The sequence below is a fragment of the Streptomyces sp. A3M-1-3 genome (genome assembly GCF_024213665.1).
Lineage (GTDB): Bacteria > Actinomycetota > Actinomycetes > Streptomycetales > Streptomycetaceae > Streptomyces.
On record NZ_JANAVP010000018.1, the window covers coordinates 1 to 19,059 of the forward strand.

A 19,059-nucleotide genomic window follows, 5' to 3' on the forward strand; every position below is an offset into this window, starting at 1 on the left:
CGTTCACAGCGTCCTCGCTGTGTTATTGCCTCCCACCGAAGCAGAAGGACTTTCAAAGGAACCTCGAACCTGCCGAAACAGGTCGGGGTATCAACATATCTGGCGTTGACTTTTGGCACGCTGTTGAGTTCTCAAGGAACGGACGCTTCCTTTGTACTCACCCTCTCGGGCTTTCCTCCGGGCGCTTCCCTTCGGTTTTGCGTTTCCGACTCTATCAGACTCTTTCGTGTCCGATTCCCAGTCGAAGCGGGATTTGATTCGCCTTTCAGGCCTTCGCTTTCGCGTTTCCCTTTGCGGCGGTTCCGACTTTATCAGAAGATTTCGGCCGAGCCGATCGGCTTCGAAATCCAGCAGGAAGTCGGATGCACTCCCCGGAAGTTCATTTCCGCTGGGGAGGCGACGTAGGTTCTAACCCATTGCGGTCGGATGTGTCCATCCGAGGCAACCGTTCGAATCTACCTCCCCACGCCACCCGTGTCAACAGGCCTTGCGGGGCGAGGAGGAGACTAACAGCTCGGATGCCGTCGACGCACATCAGGCCGCGGTGGGCAGCACCGCGCTGCGGTCCGGTGCCTCGACGTCCCCCGTCTCACCCGCTCGCGCCGCCCTGCCGCCAAGGACGTACACGTACACAAGAAACGCCAGCTCAGCGGCGATACCGATGGCGATGCGCGCCCATGTCGGCAGTCCGGACGGAGTGACGAAGCCTTCGATCACGCCCGACACGAAGAGGACAACGGCGAGGCCGATCGCCATCCCGATGGCCGCTCGGCCTTGCTCCGCAAGGGCTACGCGGCGCGTGCGGGGGCCCGGGTCGATGACGGTCCAGCCGAGGCGCAGGCCCGTGCCGGCGGCGACGAACACGGCGGTCAGTTCGAGCAGGCCATGCGGGAGGACCAGGCCCAGGAAGGTGTCGAGGCGGCCGGCGGAGGACATCAGGCCGATGCCGATGCCGAGGTTGAGCATGTTCTGGAAGAGGACCCAGATCACCGGCAGGCAGAGAAACGCGCCGAAGACGAGGCAGATGGCGGCGGCCTGGGCGTTGTTCGTCCAGACCTGGGCCGCGAAGGACGCGGCGGGGTGGCTCGAGTAGTACGTCTCGTACTGGCCGCCGGGACGGGTCAGCTCGCGCAGCTCCGCAGGCGCGGCGATCGCGGCCTGGACCTCGGGGTGGGTGGCGATCCACCAGCCGATCAGGGCGGCCACGGCGGTGGAGATGAGCGCGGTGGGCACCCACCAGTGGCGGCTGCGGTAGACCGCGGCCGGGAAGCCGGCCGTGAAGAAGTGGGCCGCGTCGCGCCAGGTCGAGCGGCGGGTGCCGGTGACAGTGGAGCGGGCCCGGGCGACGAGCTGGGTCAGGCGGCCCGTGAGCATGGGGTCGGGGGCACTGGACTGGATCAGGGAGAGATGAGTCGCCGTGCGCTGGTAGAGGGCGACGAGTTCGTCGGCCTCGGCTCCGGTGAGGCGGCGGCCGCGGCGCAGGAGATGGTCCAGGCGGTCCCACTCCGCACGGTGGGCGGTCACGAAGACGTCGAGATCCATCCGGCTGCTGCTCCGCTCCAGGGTGCTGGTGACGTGCCAACCGTACTGAGGCACGATTCCGGTCAGCTTGGCAGACTGGATGTTCAAGGGGCAGGGCAGGGAAGGGTGGGCTTGGGTGAGTGAGCTGGTGACGGGGGACGCGGTCGTCCTGGGGTTGCGGCCGGCGAGGTTGCCGAGCCGGGCGCTGGCGCTCGTGATCGATTTGGCGCTCGTGTGGGCGGTCTACCTGCTCGTGTCGATCGGGCTGCTGGCTGCCACCGCGTCGCTGGACGACGCGGCGGCGATGGCGGTTTCGATCGCGAGCTTCGTGCTGGTGCTGGTGGGCGCGCCGATAGCCGTCGAAACGCTGAGTCATGGGCGGTCGCTGGGGAAGCTCGCCTGCGGGTTGCGGGTGGTGCGGGACGACGGGGGGCCGATCCGGTTCCGGCACGCTCTGGTGCGTGGGGCGATCGGGGTCGTCGAGATCCTGATGACTTTCGGTGTGGTCGCCTGTATCGCTTCGCTGGTGTCGGCGCGTGGGCGGCGGATCGGTGATGTGTTCGCGGGGACTCTGGTCGTACGGGAGCGGGTGCCCGTCGCGCGGGCTGCGGCCGTGCCGCCTCCGCCGCCGTGGCTCGTGGGGCGGTTCGCGGCGCTGGATCTTTCGGGGGTGCCGGAGGGGCTCTGGCTTGCGATACGTCAGTACCTGACGCGGATGGGGCAGCTTGACGCGCAGGTGGGCTGGTCGATGGCGCAGCGGCTGGCCGCGGATCTGGCGGCCGCCACCGGGGCTCCGGCTCCCGAGGGGGTGCCGCCGGCGGCGTATCTGGCCGCGGTGGTAAACGAGCGGCAGGCGCGGGACGCGCGACGGGCATTCGGGGTGTCCGGCGCGCCCGGGCCTGTGGGCCCCGCTCCTGTTGCTGCTGCTCCTGCTTTTCCGGTTCCTCCTTCCCCGCTTCCTGCTGGTCCTCGGCCCTCTGCCGGTCCCGCTCCTGCTCCTGCTCCTGCCCCTGTTCCCGCGCCCGCTCCTGTGTACGGGCAGCCCGCCGCGAGCGAGTCGAAGCCGCCGGCCACGGGGTTCGCGCCTCCCTCGTAGGCGGTCAGGCGACCGGGAAGACCGACGGCGGGCTTTCGAGGTCCTCGAGTTCGATGCCGGGAGCCGACAGGACCACGTCGCCAGCGATGTGGATCACGTGCTGCTCTCCCGTGTCCAGGGCGCTGACCTGGTACTCGTCCACCATGAGCCGCCCATTGTCAGTGGCGTGCGCTTCACTCTTCAGCAAGGCCCAGGACTGGTCCACAGTCCGCGGCGCCAGGACCGGGTCGGTGAAGGCCACGAGACGGACTCGGGTCGCGGGGAAAGCGGGGGTGAGGCGCAGCAGACGCGATGTCGCGATGAGGAACGCGGGGGACGTGCCGGTGAAGGCGTGGGCGGGGACATTGCCTTCGGTGGCGTGAGCGCCGGTCGGGTCGGTGCGTACCCAGGTGACGCCGTCCAGGGCGGCACCGCGCACCTGCCAGCTCGCGGCGTGCAGTTCTAGTCGGATGGGGCGGCCGAGTTCGTCGATGGCCAGATCGACGGATCCGGCGTGATCACCGGTGGGGGTGGTGGTTTGCGATACGTAGCGCCAGCCGGACGGGCCGGGGGCGCAGTGGAAGTGTTCTTCACCCAGGGGGGTGTGATCGTGCGGGTCATGGAGCGAATAGCGACCGCGGGGCATCGTGCTGTGAGTCCTTCACGATCCGGAACGGGGCAGGCCCCCGGCACGGGGGTGCGGGGGCCTGCTTCTTACCGATAGCCGTCAGTAGCGGTAGTGGTCGGGCTTGTACGGGCCTTCGACCTCGACGCCGATGTAGGCGGCCTGCTCGGGGCGGAGCGTGGTCAGCTTGACGCCGAGCGCGTCGAGGTGGAGCCGGGCGACCTTCTCGTCGAGGTGCTTGGGCAGCACGTAGACGTCGGTCGGGTACTCCTCGGGCTTGGTGAACAGCTCGATCTGGGCCAGCGTCTGGTCCGCGAAGGAGTTGGACATCACGAACGAGGGGTGACCGGTGGCGTTGCCCAGGTTCAGCAGGCGGCCCTCGGAGAGGACGATGAGTACCTTGCCGTCCGGGAACGTCCAGGTGTGGACCTGCGGCTTGACCTCGTCCTTGACGATTCCGGGGACCTGGGCCAGGCCGGCCATGTCGATCTCGTTGTCGAAGTGGCCGATGTTCCCGACGATCGCCTGGTGCTTCATCTTGGCCATGTCCGCGGCCATGATGATGTCCTTGTTGCCGGTGGTGGTGATGAAGATGTCCGCGCTGTCCACCACGTGGTCGAGGGTGGCCACCTGGTAGCCGTCCATCGCCGCCTGCAGGGCGCAGATCGGGTCGATCTCGGTGATGATCACGCGGGCGCCCTGGCCGCGCAGCGACTCCGCGCAGCCCTTGCCGACGTCTCCGTAGCCGAAGACGACCGCGACCTTGCCGCCGATCAGGACGTCGGTGGCGCGGTTGATGCCGTCGATCAGCGAGTGGCGGCAGCCGTACTTGTTGTCGAACTTCGACTTCGTCACCGCGTCGTTCACGTTGATCGCGGGGAAGAGGAGGACGCCGTCCCGCTGCATCTCGTACAGGCGGTGGACACCGGTGGTGGTCTCCTCCGTGACGCCGCGGATCTCGGACGCCAGCTGCGTCCACTTCTGCGGGGCCTCGGTGAGGGTGCGGTTCAGCAGGCGCAGGATGTGGCCGTACTCCTCGCTGTCCGCGGTCGACGGGTCGGGCGCCGCGCCGGCCTTCTCGAACTCCACGCCCTTGTGCACCAGGAGGGTGGCGTCACCGCCGTCGTCCAGGATCATGTTCGGGCCGCCGGTGGGCGTGTTGGGCCAGGTCAGCGCCTGCTCCGTGCACCACCAGTACTCCTCCAGCGTCTCGCCCTTCCAGGCGAAGACGGGGACGCCCTGCGGGTTCTCCGGCGTGCCGTTCGGGCCGACCGCGATGGCGGCGGCCGCGTGGTCCTGGGTGGAGAAGATGTTGCAGGAGGCCCAGCGGACCTCCGCGCCGAGGGCGACCAGGGTCTCGATCAGCACGGCGGTCTGCACCGTCATGTGCAGCGAACCGGTGATGCGGGCGCCGGCCAGCGGCTGCGCGTCCGCGTACTCCTTACGGATCGACATCAGGCCGGGCATCTCGTGCTCGGCGAGGGTGATCTCCTTGCGGCCGAAAACGGCGAGGGAAAGGTCGGCGACCTTGAAGTCCTGGCCGGTGGCGACAGTCGACATGCGAGCTGCTCCTCGTGGGGTAGGTCGAGGGTGGGTACGGCTGGCTCTGCGGCGACGCGGGCACACGAATGCCCGAGGCGACTCGCAGCGCAGTCCGTCGGAGGCCCTCTCTCCCTCGGCCGGCCCGCACTGCGGACCGCCCGACCGCCATCAGCAGCGACGTCTGACACTGGGAACGAATCTACACCGATCGGCTGACCGGACCCCAGCCCGCCCGGAGACGGGACGTGGCCGAATCGCGGACCCACAGAACAGAAGATTGCGGGCCTTCCGGGTCTTTTGGTCCGTGGTTGTCCGTGGCGCGTACGACGAAGACCCCCGCCCTGCCGGCGGGGGCCTTCATACGTACGGATCAGTGCGCGGCGTCCGGGGCGGGGCCGGGGCCGCCCGGCTTCTTGGCGGGGTTCTCCCGGCGCGCGGCCGCCGCCTCGCTGTAGATGTCCGGCTCCAGGTAGATCACGCGGGCGATCGGGACAGCGGCCCGGATGCGTTCTTCCGCCGCGTTGATCGAGTCTGCGACCTGTGCTGCCGTTTCGTCCTGCCGGACCGCGATCTTGGCGGCTACCAGCAGTTCCTCGGGCCCGAGGTGGAGCGTACGCATGTGGATGATGCGAGTGACGGTGTCGCCGTCGACGAGCGCCGTCTTGATCTTCTCCACGTCCTCGACGCCCGCCGCCTCACCGAGGAGCAGCGACTTGGTCTCGGCCGCGAGCACGATGGCGATCACGATCAGCAGCACACCGATGCAGAGGGTGCCGATGCCGTCCCAGACGCCGTTGCCGGTGGTCAGGGCCAGGCTGACGCCGACGAGCGCGAGGATCAGACCGACCAGCGCGCCGAGGTCTTCGAGGAGGACGACCGGCAGCTCAGGGGCTTTGGCCCGGCGGATGAACTCCTTCCAGGACAGCTTGCCCCGGATCAGGTTGGACTCCTTGATCGCCATACGGAAGGAGAAGGTCTCCGCGATGATCGCGAAGACGAGGACTCCGACCGGCCAGTACCACGCCTCGATGGCGTGCGGGTGCTTGATCTTCTCGTAGCCCTCGTAGATCGCGAACATGCCGCCGACCGAGAAGAGCACGATGGAGACGAGGAAGGCGTAGATGTAGCGCTCGCGCCCGTAGCCGAAGGGGTGCTGCGGCGTCGCCTGTCGTTGTGCCTTCTTGCCGCCGAGGAGCAGCAGCCCCTGGTTGCCGGAGTCGGCGACCGAGTGCACGCTCTCGGCGAGCATCGACGACGATCCGCTGAAGAGGAATGCCACGAACTTGGCAACCGCGATGGCGAGGTTGGCGGCGAGCGCCGCCACGATCGCCTTGGTTCCGCCTGACGCGCTCATGGGTGCAGGATGTCCCTTCCTTGGTGCTGCGGCCCTGGCGCCGCGGTACGGCCGCACATTGTTGCAGGAGCCGGTACGGGCTCCGCGTCAGGCCACCACTGTCGCCCGGAAGACCGTACCGGTCCCGGACAGGGTTACGGCCTCGCCCGCGGGTACGAACGCCGACTGGCCCGGATGGAGGGTCAGTTCACCGGCCCGTGGCGCGCCGGCCGTGCAGAGCAGGATCTGCGGGGTGGCGGTGGGGAGTTGGCGGGGTGCCGCGCCCTCGGCCAGTACGTAACGCGACAGCCGGAACTCGTCGGTGGGTGTCTCGTAGAGCTCCTCGCCGTCGGGTGTGGCCTCGGGGCGCAGGATGCCCGGGTCCGTCGGCTCGAAGCGCACGATGCGCAGCAGCTCGGGGACGTCGACGTGCTTGGGTGTCAGGCCGCAGCGCAGCACGTTGTCCGAGTTGGCCATGATCTCGACGCCGAGGCCGTTGAGATAGGCGTGCGGGATGCCGGCGCCGAGGAACAGCGCCTCGCCGGGCTGCAGTTGTACGTGGTTCAGCAGCATGGCGGCGACGACGCCCGGGTCGCCCGGGTAGTGGTGCGCGAGGGAGGCGTACGGGGCGTACGCGCCGCCGAGGCGTTCGGCGGCGGCCGTGGCCTCCGCGACGGTGTGGGCCATCTCCACGGGGTCCGCGCCGAGTACGGCGGTGAGGATCTCGCGGAGGGCGGCGTCCTCGGGATGCGCGTGCAGCAGGTCCACGTACGGCTTGAGGGAGTCGACGTCGAGGCCGGAGAGGAGTCCGGCGGACTCGTCCGGAGGCCGGAAGCCGCACAGTCCGTCGAAGGGGGTGAGTGCGCAGAGCAGTTCGGGTTTGTGGTTGGCGTCCTTGTAGTTGCGGTGGGGTGCGTCGATCGGGACGCCGCGGCGCTGCTCGTCCGCGTACCCGTCCTTCGCCTGGGCAAGGTCGGGGTGCACCTGGAGGGAGAGAGGTGCGCCGGCCGCAAGGATCTTGAGCAGGAAGGGCAGGCGCGGGCCGAACTTCGCGACCGTCGCAGCGCCCAGCTCGCGCTCCGGGTCGGCGTCGATGAGGGTGGACAGGGCCGTTGCGCCCGCGCCGCGGTCGACGCGGGAGGGGGCGCCGGGGTGGGCGCCCATCCACATCTCGGCCTGGGGTTCGCCTGTCGATTCGATGCCGAGGAGTTCCGGGATGGCGGTCGTCGAGCCCCAGGCGTAAGGGCGGACGGTGTTGGAGAGGCGGTCCATTGCGTCTCTTCCTGGGTACGTGTCGGGCCGGGCCGTGGTTACGCGTGGTGGTTACGCGTGCCCCGCCGAAGCCAGCGACAAGTAGACGGCGGCGAAATCCGTGACGGCGAGGAGTTCGGCGAGGCCCTCGAGCTCGCTGCCCTCCTCGGGTTCGAGTTCGCTGATCGCGGTGTCATGGCTCAGCGCGAGTTCGCGGGCGGCGGGGGCGGCGGTGAGTCCGCCGGTCGGGCGGTCGCGGAGCAGGACGACCCGGGCGTGCAGGGCCTGCGGCTCCTCCACCCGGTCACGGAAGAAGTCCTCGGGGTCGGCGCCCGCGGCGTACACGCCCGAGAGCAGTACCCCGTGGGCGGGCAGGGCCTGGGGCAGCTCGGCGGCGAGTGCGGGCTGCCCGGCGAGTTCGGCGAGTACGGCGGCGAACCGGCGCCCGGCGGGGCCCGCCCCCGCGCCCTCCGTCCAGATGAGCGGGAGCGAGTCGGCGAGCTCGGCGGCGAGGGTCTTGGCCGGATTGCCGTACGTGGCGATGGCCGGGCCGCAGCGTTCGGCGGTGCGGTCGAGGCGGTCGGCCACCCGCTGGAGGGCGTCGGGCGGTGCGGTGACCAGGCCGACCCGGTCGAGGAGGATCAGCAGCGGGGTGAGCAGGGCCCAGAGCGCGCCGGGGCCGGCGGACGCCGCGGTCTCGTCGTACTCCTCGAACGGCGCGGTCGCCATCGGCACGACAAGGCCGTGCACGCCGCCCACCGCCTCGCTCAGTGGCGAGCGCTGCGGGGCGACGGCGACGACGGTGCAGCCGCGCCGGTACGCCTGCTCGGCGAGCACGGCGAGGCCCGGTTCCGAACCGTCCGTCGTCGCGATGAGCAGCAGGTCCACCGAGCCGGCCCAGCCGGGCAGCGCCCAGCGCAGCGCACCGGCGGCCGCGGCGACTCCGGTGGGATGCAGCCGGCTGACCGGGCAGGCGGCGCCGGCCAGCGCGGTGATGAGGTCCGCGACGCCGTTCGCCGCGGTGCCGGGGCCCGCGATGAGGACGGCGCGGGGCCGTCCGTCCGGCTTGATGTCGCCGAGGCCCGCCTCGGTGGCGTGCCGGGCGGCGGTGCGCACCCGTGCCCCGGCCTCCGCGGCCCCGCGCAGCAGGCCGCGGCGGTCGGCGCGGGCCAGGGCTTCGGGGGCATCGAGGAGCGACTCGTCGAGCATGGTGGTAAAGCCTCCGATCGCCGTTTTCGTACGTCGTGCGGGGTCGTACCGGTGCTGCTGTGCCGTACGGGTCTACGCGTGCGGGTTATGCGGGGCGGCGGGCCTCGTCGACGAGGAGCACGGGGATACCGTCGCGTACGGGGTAGGCCAGGCCGCAGTCCTTGCCGGTGCAGATCAGCTCGGGGCTGTCGGATGCCGACCGGTCGCTGAGTGGCGAGTGGCAGGCGGGGCAGGCGAGGATCTCCAGAAGGCCGGCTTCGAGCGGCATGGGGTGGGTCCCTTCGAGCATGCGGTTTGGGCCACGTCAGCGTACCGCCGGGGGGCGTGGTCCGCGGCGCGGCGCCCGGCGCGACCGGCGTCGCGCCGCGGTCGGCCGGGGGCCCCGGAGCAACTGCTCCCCGGCCGTTCCCCTCCCCGAAACCGGTGGCAGGCCCCCAGCCTCCCGGCGGCGCGGCAGCTTCGCGCCGCCGGTGCGTCCGACCATGGGCCGGCCCCGCGCCGGGGGTCAGGCGCGGATCAGGGACAGGACCTCGTCGCGGATTCTTGCCGTTGTCGCCTCGTCCCTCGCCTCCACGTTCAGACGCAGCAGCGGTTCCGTGTTGGAGGCGCGGAGGTTGAACCACCAGTCCGGCGTCGTGACGGTCAGGCCGTCGAGTTCGTCGAGGGTGACGTCCTCGCGGTCCGCGTACGCCGCCTTCACCGCGGCCGTGCGGCCCGCCTGGTCGGCCACGGTCGAGTTGATCTCGCCCGAGCCGCGGTAGCGGTCGTACTGGGCCACCAGCTCGGACAGCGTGCCCTGCTGCCCGCCGAGGGCGGCCAGCACGTGCAGCGCGGCCAGCATGCCCGTGTCGGCGTTCCAGAAGTCCTTGAAGTAGTAGTGGGCCGAGTGCTCACCGCCGAAGATCGCGCCGGTGCGGGCCATCTCCTCCTTGATGAAGGAGTGGCCGACCCGGGTACGGACGGGCGTGCCCCCGTGCTCGCGGACGACCTCGGGCACCGACCACGACGTGATCAGGTTGTGGATCACCGTGCCGCCGCCGTGCTTGGCCAGCTCGCGCGCCGCGACCAGCGCGGTGATCGCGGACGGCGAGATGCCCTCGCCGCGTTCGTCCACCACGAAGCAGCGGTCGGCGTCGCCGTCGAAGGCCAGGCCGAGGTCCGCGCCCTCGGCGATGACCCGGGCCTGGAGGTCGGTGATGTTCTTCGGGTCGAGCGGGTTGGCCTCGTGGTTCGGGAAGGTCCCGTCCAGCTCGAAGTACATCGGGACCAGGTCGAGCGGCAGGCCCGCGAAGACGGTGGGCACGGTGTGGCCGCCCATGCCGTTGCCCGCGTCGACCACGACCTTCAGCGGGCGGATCGAGGCCAGGTCGACGAGCGAGAGGAGATGCGCGGCGTAGTCGGTCAGGGTGTCCCGCCGGCTGATCGTGCCGGCGGTCGCGGCCGGGGCCGGAGCCGGCGCACCGGTGGACGACCACTCCTCGACCAGCGCGCGGATGTCGGAGAGGCCGGTGTCCTGGCCCACCGGGGCGGCGCCCGCGCGGCACATCTTGATGCCGTTGTACTGGGCCGGGTTGTGCGAGGCGGTGAACATCGCGCCCGGCAGGCCCAGTTGCCCAGAGGCGAAGTACAACTGGTCGGTCGAGCACAGGCCGATCTCGGTCACGTCGACGCCACGCGCCGCGGCGCCCCGCGCGAACGCCCGCGACAGGCCGGGGGAGGAAGGACGCATGTCATGGCCGACGACGATCGCGTCCGCACTCGTGACCTGCACGAAGGCGGCGCCGAAAAGTTCGGCCAGGGGCTCGTCCCACTGGTCGGGGACCACTCCGCGTACGTCATACGCCTTCACGATCTGCGACAGATCAACAGCCACGGCCACCATCCTCCTGAGTTCCCCTGCGGTCGGTTCAACCTACCCGCAAGAGCTGAACGACGGCCGTGCGGCGGGATGCTGGTCAGGATTCCGGCGAACGCAGTACGCGCAGATGTCCGCGGCGCGTCGCCCCGCCGTAACCGGCCGAGGGATCGGGCGTCCGTGCGCCGCTGCCGCCGGCTTCCGCCGCGCGGTCGTGCGGCCGGGCCGCTTCCCGTACGGCGTTGGCGAGCGCCTCGAGATCGTCGCCGCTGGGGCGCGAGGGGGCGGACCCGTCGGAGAGACGGACGACCTCCCAGCCGCGCGGGGCGGTCAGCCGCTCGGAGTGCTCGGCGCACAGGTCGTAGCAGTGGGGCTCGGCGTAGGTGGCGAGCGGGCCGAGGACTGCGGTCGAGTCGGCGTAGACGTACGTCAGTGTTGCGACGGCAGGGCGGCCGCACGCGGTGCGCGAACAGCGACGTACAAGGCTCACGATGTTGGACGGTACCGCACTCTTGAGCGGGCCGCGACGACTCTCCCTCAGGTCACTCCACCGTGTCGTGACGTGATCCCAACCACAGGAGCACCAGGGGCAACTGGGTTGACCTGCGGAGAAATGAGGGCACTCCGGCACTGTCGGCGATGATTGCCGTCACCACTCGACCCAAAAGCCTTCAACCGACGTGAGATCGCCGGTCACGGAAAGATCCGGAATCGAACCAAAGCTTGGCTGGAATGCTCAATGAGCGACATGCCGTATCCCGTCCGACGGAGGCGGCCGACCGCGCGGCCGCGGAGCTACCCTGCGTAAGTGATGGACACTCCCGTACCGCCCCGCCCGACCGAGCCCCGCCCGACCGAGCCGCGACCGCGCCGCCGCGACCGTCACGGGCGCGGGATGCGCGGGCCCGTCGCCCCGCCCCAGGTGCCGCTGTCGGCCAGCCGCGCGGAGGTGTTCGGGGACCTTGTCCAGGACTCGGTGGAGCGTCTGGAGCGGCGCTGGCCGCAGCTGGCAGAGGTCGAGTTCCTCGTACTCGACGTGCCGGCGACCGGCGGGCCGGACAGCGGGTGGAACGACGAGGCGGTCCCGCTGGGCGGACTGATCACCGCTCGGGACGGCCGGGCCGCGCGGATCGTCGTCTACCGGCGGCCGGTCGAGATCCGTACGAAGAACCGCGACGAACGCGCGATGCTCGTGCACGAGATCGTCGTCGAGCAGGTCGCCGAACTCCTGGGCCTGGCACCGGAGTCGGTCGATCCACGGTACGGACAGGACTGACGGCCGGCCGGCCGACGACGTCTCGGCCGCCCGGTCGCTCGGCCGCTCGGCCGCTCAGTCGTCCAGTACCGACAGGTCCTGCACGGCTCGCGGCACCGCGACCGTCCCCCGGTCGTCCGACAGCGTCTGGACCGTGAACATCGGGATGCCGTCCTCCGGCAGCTCCAGCGTCCGCGCCGCGTGGAGCGGGCCGCCCGACTCCGTCTCGACCGTCAGCGCGTACGAGCCCTTGAGCCCGGCCGGGACGGGCGGCTGAACCTTGAGGGTGGTGCCGGCCTTGACCGTGTACGTCTCGACCGCCTGGGCCCCCGCCTCGGTGCCCGCGGAGGCGGTCACCTTCACCTTCACGGTCGACTCGGGCGCCACCAGCGACAGGACCGATCCCTTGGCCCGGTTGTCGGCGACGGTCGCCCGCTCCCCCACCGGCCCGGCCGCCGGGATGAACGCGACCTCCTGCTTCACGCCCGTGCCCCGCGTGACACGCAGCGCCGCCACGACCGGGGTCGCGCGGCGGCCCTCGGCGGGCGTCAGCACGAGGGAGCCGACTTCGCCCTTGGTGACGTCCTTGAGCTCCAGTGACGTGGTCATACCCGACTTGACGTGCAGGTTCTCCGCACTGGCCGGCGTGAAAGAACCGGTCGGGCCCGCCAGCCGCACCTTCAGGTCGGCGTCGTCCTGGCCGGGCACGAAGGCCACCAGCCGGGCCGAGGTGGCGTCCGCCGGGACGCCGGGGAGCACAAGGCTTCCGGCGGGGTCGGCGGAGGCCGGCAGCCAGTCGGAACCGGCCTTGTCGTCCATGGCCTGGACGGAGGCCCCGACGCGGCCGGTGCGCGTGGTGACGTGGACCGTCACATCGGCTGCGGCGGTCCCGGTGAGGGTGGAGAGCAGCACGGGGACGGAGGACTTGGCGGGGACGGGGATGCCTTCGCCGGCCTCGGCCTTGAGGGCGCCCTCGGGTCCGTACAGCTCGATGTCGACGACGGCGGCGGTGTCGTCCGGGTTGGTCAGGTGGACGTAGTCCTGGCGCTCCTTCGCGGTGCTCGCGGCGGGGAACCAGAAGTCGGTGTCGGGCGGGGTGCAGCTGACGCCGAGCACGCCGCGGGCGCCGCCCACGGTGACCGTGGTGGTCTGCTGAGCGGCCCAGCCGGGGGCGAGCCGGCCCTCGGCGGCGCCGATGAGGGCGGGGGCCTCGGCGCCGGTGGCCGTGCCCGCGGCCGGCTTGCCGGGCTCCTTGACGGAGACGACGGGCTTATCGGCCGCCGGGTCCTTCGGGGCCGTGTCCGTGTCCTGGTCCTGGTCCGCGTCCTGCTCAGTGTCCTTCTCGTCGTCCTTCTTAGGCTTGTCGGCGTCCGGCGCGGCCAAGGAGCTTACGGACGGCATCAGTTGAGCGGTGCCGGCCTTGGCGGAACCCGCCGAGCCGCCTCCCGCCGGGGTGAAGGACGTGTACGTCGTCTCGGCGAGGTCCGACGTGCTGGGCGCAGGGCACAGCAGCGAGGAACGCTCGACGGGCAGCCGCGCCGCCGCGTCGGCGTCCGGGGCATCCGGGCCGCCCGGCGCGGTGAGCGCGGCGAAGCCGGTGACGGCGGCGAGGGCCGCGGCGGCCGCGATGAGGGAGAGGGTGGGGCGGTTCACTGGTTGTTGCTCCCGTCAGGGCGCTCGGTCTCATGGCCGTCGGGGCGGGGCCGCTGTCCGTAGCCGTAGGGGTCGTACGAGTCGGCCGGGTAGGACTCGCCGGGGTACTGCTCTGCGCCGTACGGGTCAGCGCCGGCCTGGCCACCACCGGACCGCCCACTGCCGTACCGGTCACTGCCGGACTGGCCGCGGGCGTACTGCTCCCCGGCGTGCTGGCCGCTGCCGGACTCGCCGCCGGGGTACCGGTCGCCGGCGTACCGGCCACCGCCGGACTGGCCGCCGGCGTACTGGCCGCCGGGGTACTGGCCTTCGCCGGACTCGCCGCCGGCGTACTGGCCGCCGGGGTACTGGCCTTCGCCGGACTGGCCGCCGGCGTACTGGCCGCTGCCGGACTGGCCGCCGGCGTGCTGCGAGTTCGGGTACTGGCCGGCGCTGGACTGAGCTTCGCCGTACTGGTCGCTGCCGGACTGGCCGCCGGCGTGCTGGTCGCCTGCGTGCTGCGAGTTCGGGTACTGGCCGGCGCTGTACCGGCCTTCGCCGTACTGGTCGCTGCCGGACGGTTCGCCGGCGTGCTGGTCGCTGCCGGACGGCCCGTTGCCGTACTGCTCGCTGCCGTACTGCCCGTAGCCATCGCTCCCGTACGTCTGTTGCTGCGGCACCGCGGCGTACGGGTCCTCGTAGCCCGGCGCCTGCGCGGGAACGGCGGGGCGCGGCTCCGGCGCGTCGCCGTCCAGGTCCGCGTCGGCGGCCTCCGCCTGGGCCGCGGCCCGCAGTCGGCGGGCCCGGCGGCCCTCGCCCTCCACCGGCTGGGCCGACACCGTGACGGCCTCCTCGGGGAGGTCGTCGTCGATCTCCCGGCGCCGACCCGGCAGGGCGAGCACCAACAGCACGACGGCGAGCGCCCCTTGGGCCCAGATCCACGCCGTGTGGGTGACGGGGTTCTCGTACGTCAGGTCGAACCGGCCGCCCTCGGCGGGCAGTTCGAAGCCCTGCGCCCAGCCGTCGACGGTCTTCTTGTCCAGCACCCGCCCGTCGAGGGTGGCCTGCCAGCCCGGCGCCGCCTCGTCCGCGATACGCAGCACGCGTCCGTCCGGGCCCGCCGGGATCTCGGTGTGTGCCTCCACGGGCTGGGAGGCGACCGGCAGCGGATCGTCGCCCGGCCTGCCGGAGACGATCACGGCCCGCGCGACCTGGCGGTCGACCCGCCACAGCGCGCTGCCGTCCAGCTGGCTCAGCCGGCTGAGGCCCGGCGTGGCGTCGAGCACCCGGCTCATCTGGCGCGGGGCGCCGTCCCGTACGAGGACGTAGCGCACCGCGAAGCCGCTGAGCTGGCTGGTCTGGTCGGCGCCGGAGCCCGCGACCAGGTTGGAGACGATCTTGTCGAGACGGGCGTTGCTGCCGCCCGCCTCGGCCAGTTCCGCGTCGCCAAGGCGGCCGCCGGACCCGCGGACCAGCGTGTACGAGACCTCCGCCTGCGACGCACCGCCGAGCACAAGGGTGCGTGCCTGGTCCCGCGTACCGCTCTCCTCCGCGACGAACGCCGGCACCTGCACCGGGTCGCGCCGCGTCAGCGGGCCGTCGGCGCCGCTGATCATCCAGCCGGCGACGGCCACCAGCGGTCCCACGACCGCGGCCAGCGCGATCAGCGCGGCGACGGGCTGCCGCCAGCCGAAGCTCTGCGCGGCGACCCGCTCGCGGGCGCCGTCGGCGCCCAGCACGGCCGCGCCCAGCAGGGCGATGCCGTATACGAGGGTCGCCGGGCCCGCCCAGCCGGACCGGTTGGCGAGCGCGGCGAACAGCAGCGCGACGAGTGCCACGGCCCACGCGGTACGGATCGCGAACTGCCGCTCCCCACGCAGCAGGGCCGCGAGCGCCGCCAGTACGACGCCGATGAGCACCAGCCCGCCCCCGGTACCCGGGCCGCCGGGGCTGGTGCCGAGCAGGTCGAGGGCGGAGGCGGAGCCGGAGCCGAAGGCGAGACCCGCCTCGCGGAAGAAGGCGGACGGGCCGGCCAGCAGCGACAGCGACCAGGGGGCGAGGACGAGCAGCGGGGCGCCGAGGGTGGCCAGGAAGCGCAGCCCGTACGCCGTGATGTCGTCCCGCTTCAGCGCCAGGCCGGCGATGCCGAGCACGAGGGCGATGGGCCACACGATCGGGGTGAAGGCCATCGCGAGCGTGAGGAGGAGGGTGTACGTCCAGACCGCTCCCCCGCCCGTCGCCCGACCGCCACCCCTCAACGACGCGCTTCGCGCGGCCCCGTCTGATGCGCGCGCGCCCCCGGCGCGCACCCCGTGTGCCGCGATGCCCGCACGTGCGATCAGCGGCAGCAGAACCGCCAGTACGGCCGTACCGAGCCTGCCGCCGGCGAGCGCGCCGGTCGCGGCGGGCAGGAAGGCGTACGCGACGCTCCCCCAGGCCCGCAGCAGCCGGGACTCGACGAGCGGCCGCGAGGCGAAGTAGGCGGCGAGTCCCGCCAGCGGCACCGAGCAGACCAGCAGCACGGTGAGCGCGATCCCGGTGGAGCCGAAGAGCACGCTCGACAGCGCCGCGATGACGGCGAGATACGGCGGGGCGGTCTGGGTGCCGCCGGTGCCGACCGGATGCCAGCCGTCGAGGTGGCGGGACCACAGGCCGAAAGGCTCGGCGGGCGCGGGCAGCAGCGCCCCGCCGGCGAGCGCGCCGCCGCCCAGCAGGGCGCGGCAGGCGACGAGGGAGACCAGAAGGAGTACGGCGAACAGGACGGGGGCCGGCTTGCGCGCGATCCGCTTGAGCCGCGCGAACTGCTCGATCTCCAGGTAGTCGGCGTCGTCGCCGCCGGGGCCGGACTCGACGGCGCCGTGCCGTCCCGCGGAGGCGGCGTCGGGCTCGGCCCGGCCGCCGAAGTTCCCGGCGACCTGTTCGACGGTGGCCCGGATGGTCGCGCCGGGCGGCGGGAAGAGGGGGCGCAGCTCGCTCGCCTCGACCGCTCCGCGACCGCGCCTGCGCCGCGCGGCCAGGATCTTTCCGGGCCGCAGGAGGGTGCCAATGAGGCCGGTGACCTCGTCGACGGCCTGCCCCGGCGCCTTGCCGACCAGATAAGCGAGGGTGCGCAGCAGGGTGCCGAGCACCAGGCGCAGCAGTACATAAGGGAGTGCGGCGCCGCGCGAGTTGACGAGCATCGTGTAGACGGCGCCCGCCTTGTCGACGCGGTGCGGGGACGAACCGCGCCGCGCGAAGCGCGTCGTTGAGGGGTGGCGGTCGGGCGACGGGCGGGACGAGCGGCCCGCGCAGTCGATCGGCCGCCGTTCGCGGGCGGCCGCCTCCGCGTGCCGCATGACGGCGTCGGGGCCGATCTTGACCAGGTGGCCGGCGGCGTGGGCGCGCCAGCACAGGTCGACGTCGTCGCGCATCAGGGGCAGCCGCCGGTCGAAACCGCCCAGCTGCTCCCAGACGTCACGCCGGATGAGCATGCCCGCGGTGGAGACGGACAGGACGGAGCGCACGGCGTCGTGCTGGCCCTGGTCCTGTTCGCGTCGGTCGAGTCCGGTCCAGCGGCGGCCGCTGTTGGCGATCGAGACACCGGCCTCGAGCAGCTGCTTGCGGTCGTACCAGCCGCGGAGTTTGGGTCCGACGATGGCGGTGGACGGGCTGCCGTCGGCGACGCGCAGCAGCTCGGCGAGCGCGTCGGGCTCCGGCGCGCAGTCGTCGTGCAGGAGCCACAGCCACTGCACGGGCTCGCCGTGCGGCAGTTCGGGCATGTCGTAGGCGTCGTCGCGCCAGCTGCGGCTGACCGGGTCCCAGCCGCTGGGCCGCTTCAGGTACGGCAGGTCGTCGGGCGTGAGCACGCCGGCGGTACGGGCCGCCTCGTCGACGGCCGTACCGAAACCGCTGCGGCGCGCGAGGTGCAGTACGCGCTCGGCGCCCAGTGCGTCGGTGAGCAGCCGGGCGGAGTCGTCTGCGCTGCCGGTGTCGGCGGCGATGACGTTCTGCACGGGGCGCTCCTGGCCGATCAGCCCGGCGAGCGCCTCGGGCAGCCAGCGCGCGCCGTCGTGCGAGACGACGACGGCGGTGACGACATGCCGTGGGAACTCTGGGGCGGCGGCCGCGTAGGGGGCCGCCGAGTGGCTGTGCACGGACATCGCGGTACGGGCCCTCCGGCCGGGGTCCGGGGGTCGCGCCCCCGAAGGCTGCTGTGCTGACTGCGGTTCACGCCCGCGCCCGGTGGGGCGTTGGTGCGTCTCGGACGGGGCCCCACCCTAACGGTCCACAACAGCGACGGTCCGCCGCCTGCGGGGAAGGTGCAGGGGACGGACCGTTCGTTACGTACGGCTTGTGCTGTTTGGTCGCTCAGCCGGTCGCCCGGCGTCAGATGGCGGCCTTCTTCAGTCTCCGGCGCTCACGCTCTGACAGTCCGCCCCAGATGCCGAATCGCTCGTCGTTGGCGAGGGCGTACTCGAGGCATTCGGAGCGGACCTCACAGGCGAGGCAGACCTTCTTGGCCTCGCGGGTCGAGCCGCCCTTCTCGGGAAAGAAGGACTCGGGATCGGTCTGGGCGCACAGTGCGCGCTCCTGCCATCCGAGCTCTTCGTCCGCCTCGTCGACCAGCAGTTCCTGAAACAGCTCGGTCATGTGCGCCCCTCGTCTGTCTTTGCGTCCCCGTGATGTTGCCGTTACCGAATCCGGCTGAACGACACGAGTGAAATTACAAGTGTGTGGATCCGGGCCAGTCAAGCCGAGATCTGCTATTGGGCCCCTTATTCACTCTGCGGAACCAAGGCTGTGCGGAAAGTGTTCAAATCGCTAAAAACCATGACACATGCCAATGGCCCATCCGCGACCCGTCCGCAACGTCCCCCTCACCCGTACAAGACGCAGCAGAAGACGACCTTGTTGCGATCCGGCCACCGAAGCGATCCGGATCACAGTCCGGTCACGAGACCACAATGGCGTTTACGGGTTCGGTTGCTGCGCACCTCTCCTGGCCGCCGCCTGCACAAACCTTTCTCCGAGTGGAGTAACCGGATGAGGTGAAAGATTTCACTCCAACCGGACATTGAGTTGACAGCGGCGGAAGGAGTCCGGTCTCCTTTACTTCATGCCAGCGACCGCAGCGCTCTCCCGGACCCCCATGCGTGGGTTCCGCAGCGCTGTCCAGGCGCGCTGTTGCTGTTCCAGCTGTTGATGCCCCGCGCTCCAGCTCATCTCTTCATCTCTGCGACACCCCAGCACTTCTGCCGAGGAACCCCCGCACCCATGAACAGCGACAGCGACCTCTCGATCGCCGGCGACATCCTCGCCGTACAGCACCTTCTCCGGCCTGCCCCCGAGCACCCGGCCACCGTCGCCGAGTTCGCCGGGCTGGCCCGCTCCATCGCCGCCGACCGTGCGCAGTGGGAGCACCTCGTCGAGTACGACGCCTCCTCCCGCTGGTACCACCGGCTGCGCACCGGCCCCGGTTACGAGGTCTGGCTGCTGAGCTGGGTCCCCGGCCAGGGCAGCGGACTGCACGACCACGGCCGCTCCTGCGGCGTGCTCACCGTCCTCGACGGCGAGCTGACCGAGCGCACCGAGCGCGCTCAGCGGTCCCTCGGCGCGGGCGCGCAGCGGGTCTTCGCCCCGGGCTACGTCCACGAGGTCGTCAACGACTCGCTCGAGCCGGCCGTGAGCCTGCACGTCTACTACCCGGGCCTGACCGAGATGCCCATGCACTCGGCGCAGTGCTCCCCGACGGCCCAGGACATCGTCCCCGCCTGACACACTG

General features: G+C 71.6%; 15 protein-coding genes. 3 read left to right on the top strand and 12 right to left on the bottom strand.

Features of this window, described 5'->3' with window-relative positions:
• Nucleotides 1-534: 534 nt before the first annotated feature.
• Entirely contained in the window at nucleotides 535-1,542 is a 1,008-nt protein-coding gene (locus NLX86_RS20870; protein ID WP_254373378.1) for a stage II sporulation protein M, read from the bottom strand.
• Nucleotides 1,543-1,657: 115 nt separating this feature from the next.
• Between NLX86_RS20870 and NLX86_RS20875 the strand changes: the two genes are divergently transcribed.
• Nucleotides 1,658-2,617: an RDD family protein gene (locus NLX86_RS20875; protein WP_254373263.1), complete on the top strand. Its 960-nt coding sequence runs from the start codon at nucleotides 1,658-1,660 to the stop codon at nucleotides 2,615-2,617.
• 4 nt (nucleotides 2,618-2,621) lie between these two features.
• Here NLX86_RS20875 and NLX86_RS20880 read toward each other — a convergent pair whose 3' ends face one another.
• The 8 genes from NLX86_RS20880 to NLX86_RS20915 all read right to left on the bottom strand — a co-directional run bounded on the left by NLX86_RS20880 (nucleotide 2,622) and on the right by NLX86_RS20915 (nucleotide 10,952).
• The gene (locus NLX86_RS20880; RefSeq protein ID WP_254373264.1) at nucleotides 2,622-3,242 is read right to left on the bottom strand and encodes a hypothetical protein; all 621 of its coding nucleotides are present in this window, start codon (nucleotides 3,240-3,242) and stop codon (nucleotides 2,622-2,624) included.
• 81 nt (nucleotides 3,243-3,323) lie between these two features.
• Nucleotides 3,324-4,781, bottom strand: a complete 1,458-nt coding sequence (gene ahcY, locus NLX86_RS20885) for an adenosylhomocysteinase (protein ID WP_254373265.1) — start codon at nucleotides 4,779-4,781, stop codon at nucleotides 3,324-3,326.
• Nucleotides 4,782-5,133: 352 nt separating this feature from the next.
• Nucleotides 5,134-6,117: a cation diffusion facilitator family transporter gene (locus tag NLX86_RS20890; RefSeq protein WP_254373266.1), complete on the bottom strand. Its 984-nt coding sequence runs from the start codon at nucleotides 6,115-6,117 to the stop codon at nucleotides 5,134-5,136.
• Nucleotides 6,118-6,204: 87 nt separating this feature from the next.
• Nucleotides 6,205-7,368 (bottom strand): mannose-6-phosphate isomerase, class I, encoded by a 1,164-nt coding sequence (manA, locus tag NLX86_RS20895; protein WP_254373267.1) that lies wholly within the window; start codon nucleotides 7,366-7,368, stop codon nucleotides 6,205-6,207.
• Nucleotides 7,369-7,419: 51 nt separating this feature from the next.
• Nucleotides 7,420-8,556 (bottom strand): SIS domain-containing protein, encoded by a 1,137-nt coding sequence (locus NLX86_RS20900; protein WP_254373268.1) that lies wholly within the window; start codon nucleotides 8,554-8,556, stop codon nucleotides 7,420-7,422.
• Nucleotides 8,557-8,641: 85 nt separating this feature from the next.
• Complete coding sequence (locus NLX86_RS20905; RefSeq protein WP_254373269.1) at nucleotides 8,642-8,824, bottom strand: Trm112 family protein; 183 nt, start codon at nucleotides 8,822-8,824, stop codon at nucleotides 8,642-8,644.
• A 237-nt stretch (nucleotides 8,825-9,061) separates the two neighbouring features.
• Nucleotides 9,062-10,429: a phosphomannomutase/phosphoglucomutase gene (locus NLX86_RS20910; RefSeq protein ID WP_254373270.1), complete on the bottom strand. Its 1,368-nt coding sequence runs from the start codon at nucleotides 10,427-10,429 to the stop codon at nucleotides 9,062-9,064.
• An 82-nt stretch (nucleotides 10,430-10,511) separates the two neighbouring features.
• Nucleotides 10,512-10,952 carry a DUF3499 domain-containing protein gene (locus tag NLX86_RS20915; protein ID WP_254373379.1) on the bottom strand — a complete coding sequence of 147 codons (441 nt, stop codon included), beginning with the start codon at nucleotides 10,950-10,952 and terminating at the stop codon, nucleotides 10,512-10,514.
• Between the two features lie 270 nt (nucleotides 10,953-11,222).
• Here NLX86_RS20915 and NLX86_RS20920 point away from each other — a divergent pair, with 270 nt between their 5' ends.
• On the top strand, nucleotides 11,223-11,687 hold the full coding sequence (locus NLX86_RS20920) for a metallopeptidase family protein (RefSeq protein WP_254373380.1): 465 nt from the start codon (nucleotides 11,223-11,225) through the stop codon (nucleotides 11,685-11,687).
• 54 nt (nucleotides 11,688-11,741) lie between these two features.
• On the opposite strand, the gene NLX86_RS20925 is transcribed toward NLX86_RS20920, so the two are convergent.
• From NLX86_RS20925 to NLX86_RS20935, 3 genes are all read right to left on the bottom strand, one after another.
• The gene (locus tag NLX86_RS20925; protein WP_254373271.1) at nucleotides 11,742-13,319 is read right to left on the bottom strand and encodes a DUF5719 family protein; all 1,578 of its coding nucleotides are present in this window, start codon (nucleotides 13,317-13,319) and stop codon (nucleotides 11,742-11,744) included.
• Complete coding sequence (locus tag NLX86_RS20930) at nucleotides 13,316-17,437, bottom strand: glycosyltransferase (protein WP_254373272.1); 4,122 nt, start codon at nucleotides 17,435-17,437, stop codon at nucleotides 13,316-13,318. Before NLX86_RS20930 ends, NLX86_RS20925 begins: the two co-directional genes overlap by 4 nt.
• 226 nt (nucleotides 17,438-17,663) lie before the next feature.
• Nucleotides 17,664-17,927, bottom strand: a complete 264-nt coding sequence (locus tag NLX86_RS20935) for a WhiB family transcriptional regulator (protein ID WP_254373273.1) — start codon at nucleotides 17,925-17,927, stop codon at nucleotides 17,664-17,666.
• 624 nt (nucleotides 17,928-18,551) lie between these two features.
• On the opposite strand from NLX86_RS20935, the gene NLX86_RS20940 reads away from it, so the two are divergent.
• On the top strand, nucleotides 18,552-19,052 hold the full coding sequence (locus NLX86_RS20940; RefSeq protein WP_254373274.1) for a cysteine dioxygenase family protein: 501 nt from the start codon (nucleotides 18,552-18,554) through the stop codon (nucleotides 19,050-19,052).
• Nucleotides 19,053-19,059 lie beyond the last annotated feature (7 nt).

Bases quoted from the DNA above. Each gene is read 5' to 3' on its own strand.
- NLX86_RS20935 (WP_254373273.1), bottom strand. From the start codon at position 17,927: ATGACCGAGCTGTTTCAGGAACTGCTGGTCGACGAGGCGGACGAAGAG.
- NLX86_RS20870 (WP_254373378.1), bottom strand. From the start codon at position 1,542: ATGGATCTCGACGTCTTCGTGACCGCCCACCGTGCGGAGTGGGACCGC.
- NLX86_RS20880 (WP_254373264.1), bottom strand. From the start codon at position 3,242: ATGCCCCGCGGTCGCTATTCGCTCCATGACCCGCACGATCACACCCCC.
- ahcY (WP_254373265.1), bottom strand. From the start codon at position 4,781: ATGTCGACTGTCGCCACCGGCCAGGACTTCAAGGTCGCCGACCTTTCC.
- NLX86_RS20940 (WP_254373274.1), top strand. From the start codon at position 18,552: ATGAACAGCGACAGCGACCTCTCGATCGCCGGCGACATCCTCGCCGTA.
- NLX86_RS20920 (WP_254373380.1), top strand. From the start codon at position 11,223: ATGGACACTCCCGTACCGCCCCGCCCGACCGAGCCCCGCCCGACCGAG.
- NLX86_RS20900 (WP_254373268.1), bottom strand. From the start codon at position 8,556: ATGCTCGACGAGTCGCTCCTCGATGCCCCCGAAGCCCTGGCCCGCGCC.
- NLX86_RS20930 (WP_254373272.1), bottom strand. From the start codon at position 17,437: ATGTCCGTGCACAGCCACTCGGCGGCCCCCTACGCGGCCGCCGCCCCA.
- NLX86_RS20890 (WP_254373266.1), bottom strand. From the start codon at position 6,117: ATGAGCGCGTCAGGCGGAACCAAGGCGATCGTGGCGGCGCTCGCCGCC.
- NLX86_RS20905 (WP_254373269.1), bottom strand. From the start codon at position 8,824: ATGCCGCTCGAAGCCGGCCTTCTGGAGATCCTCGCCTGCCCCGCCTGC.
- manA (WP_254373267.1), bottom strand. From the start codon at position 7,368: ATGGACCGCCTCTCCAACACCGTCCGCCCTTACGCCTGGGGCTCGACG.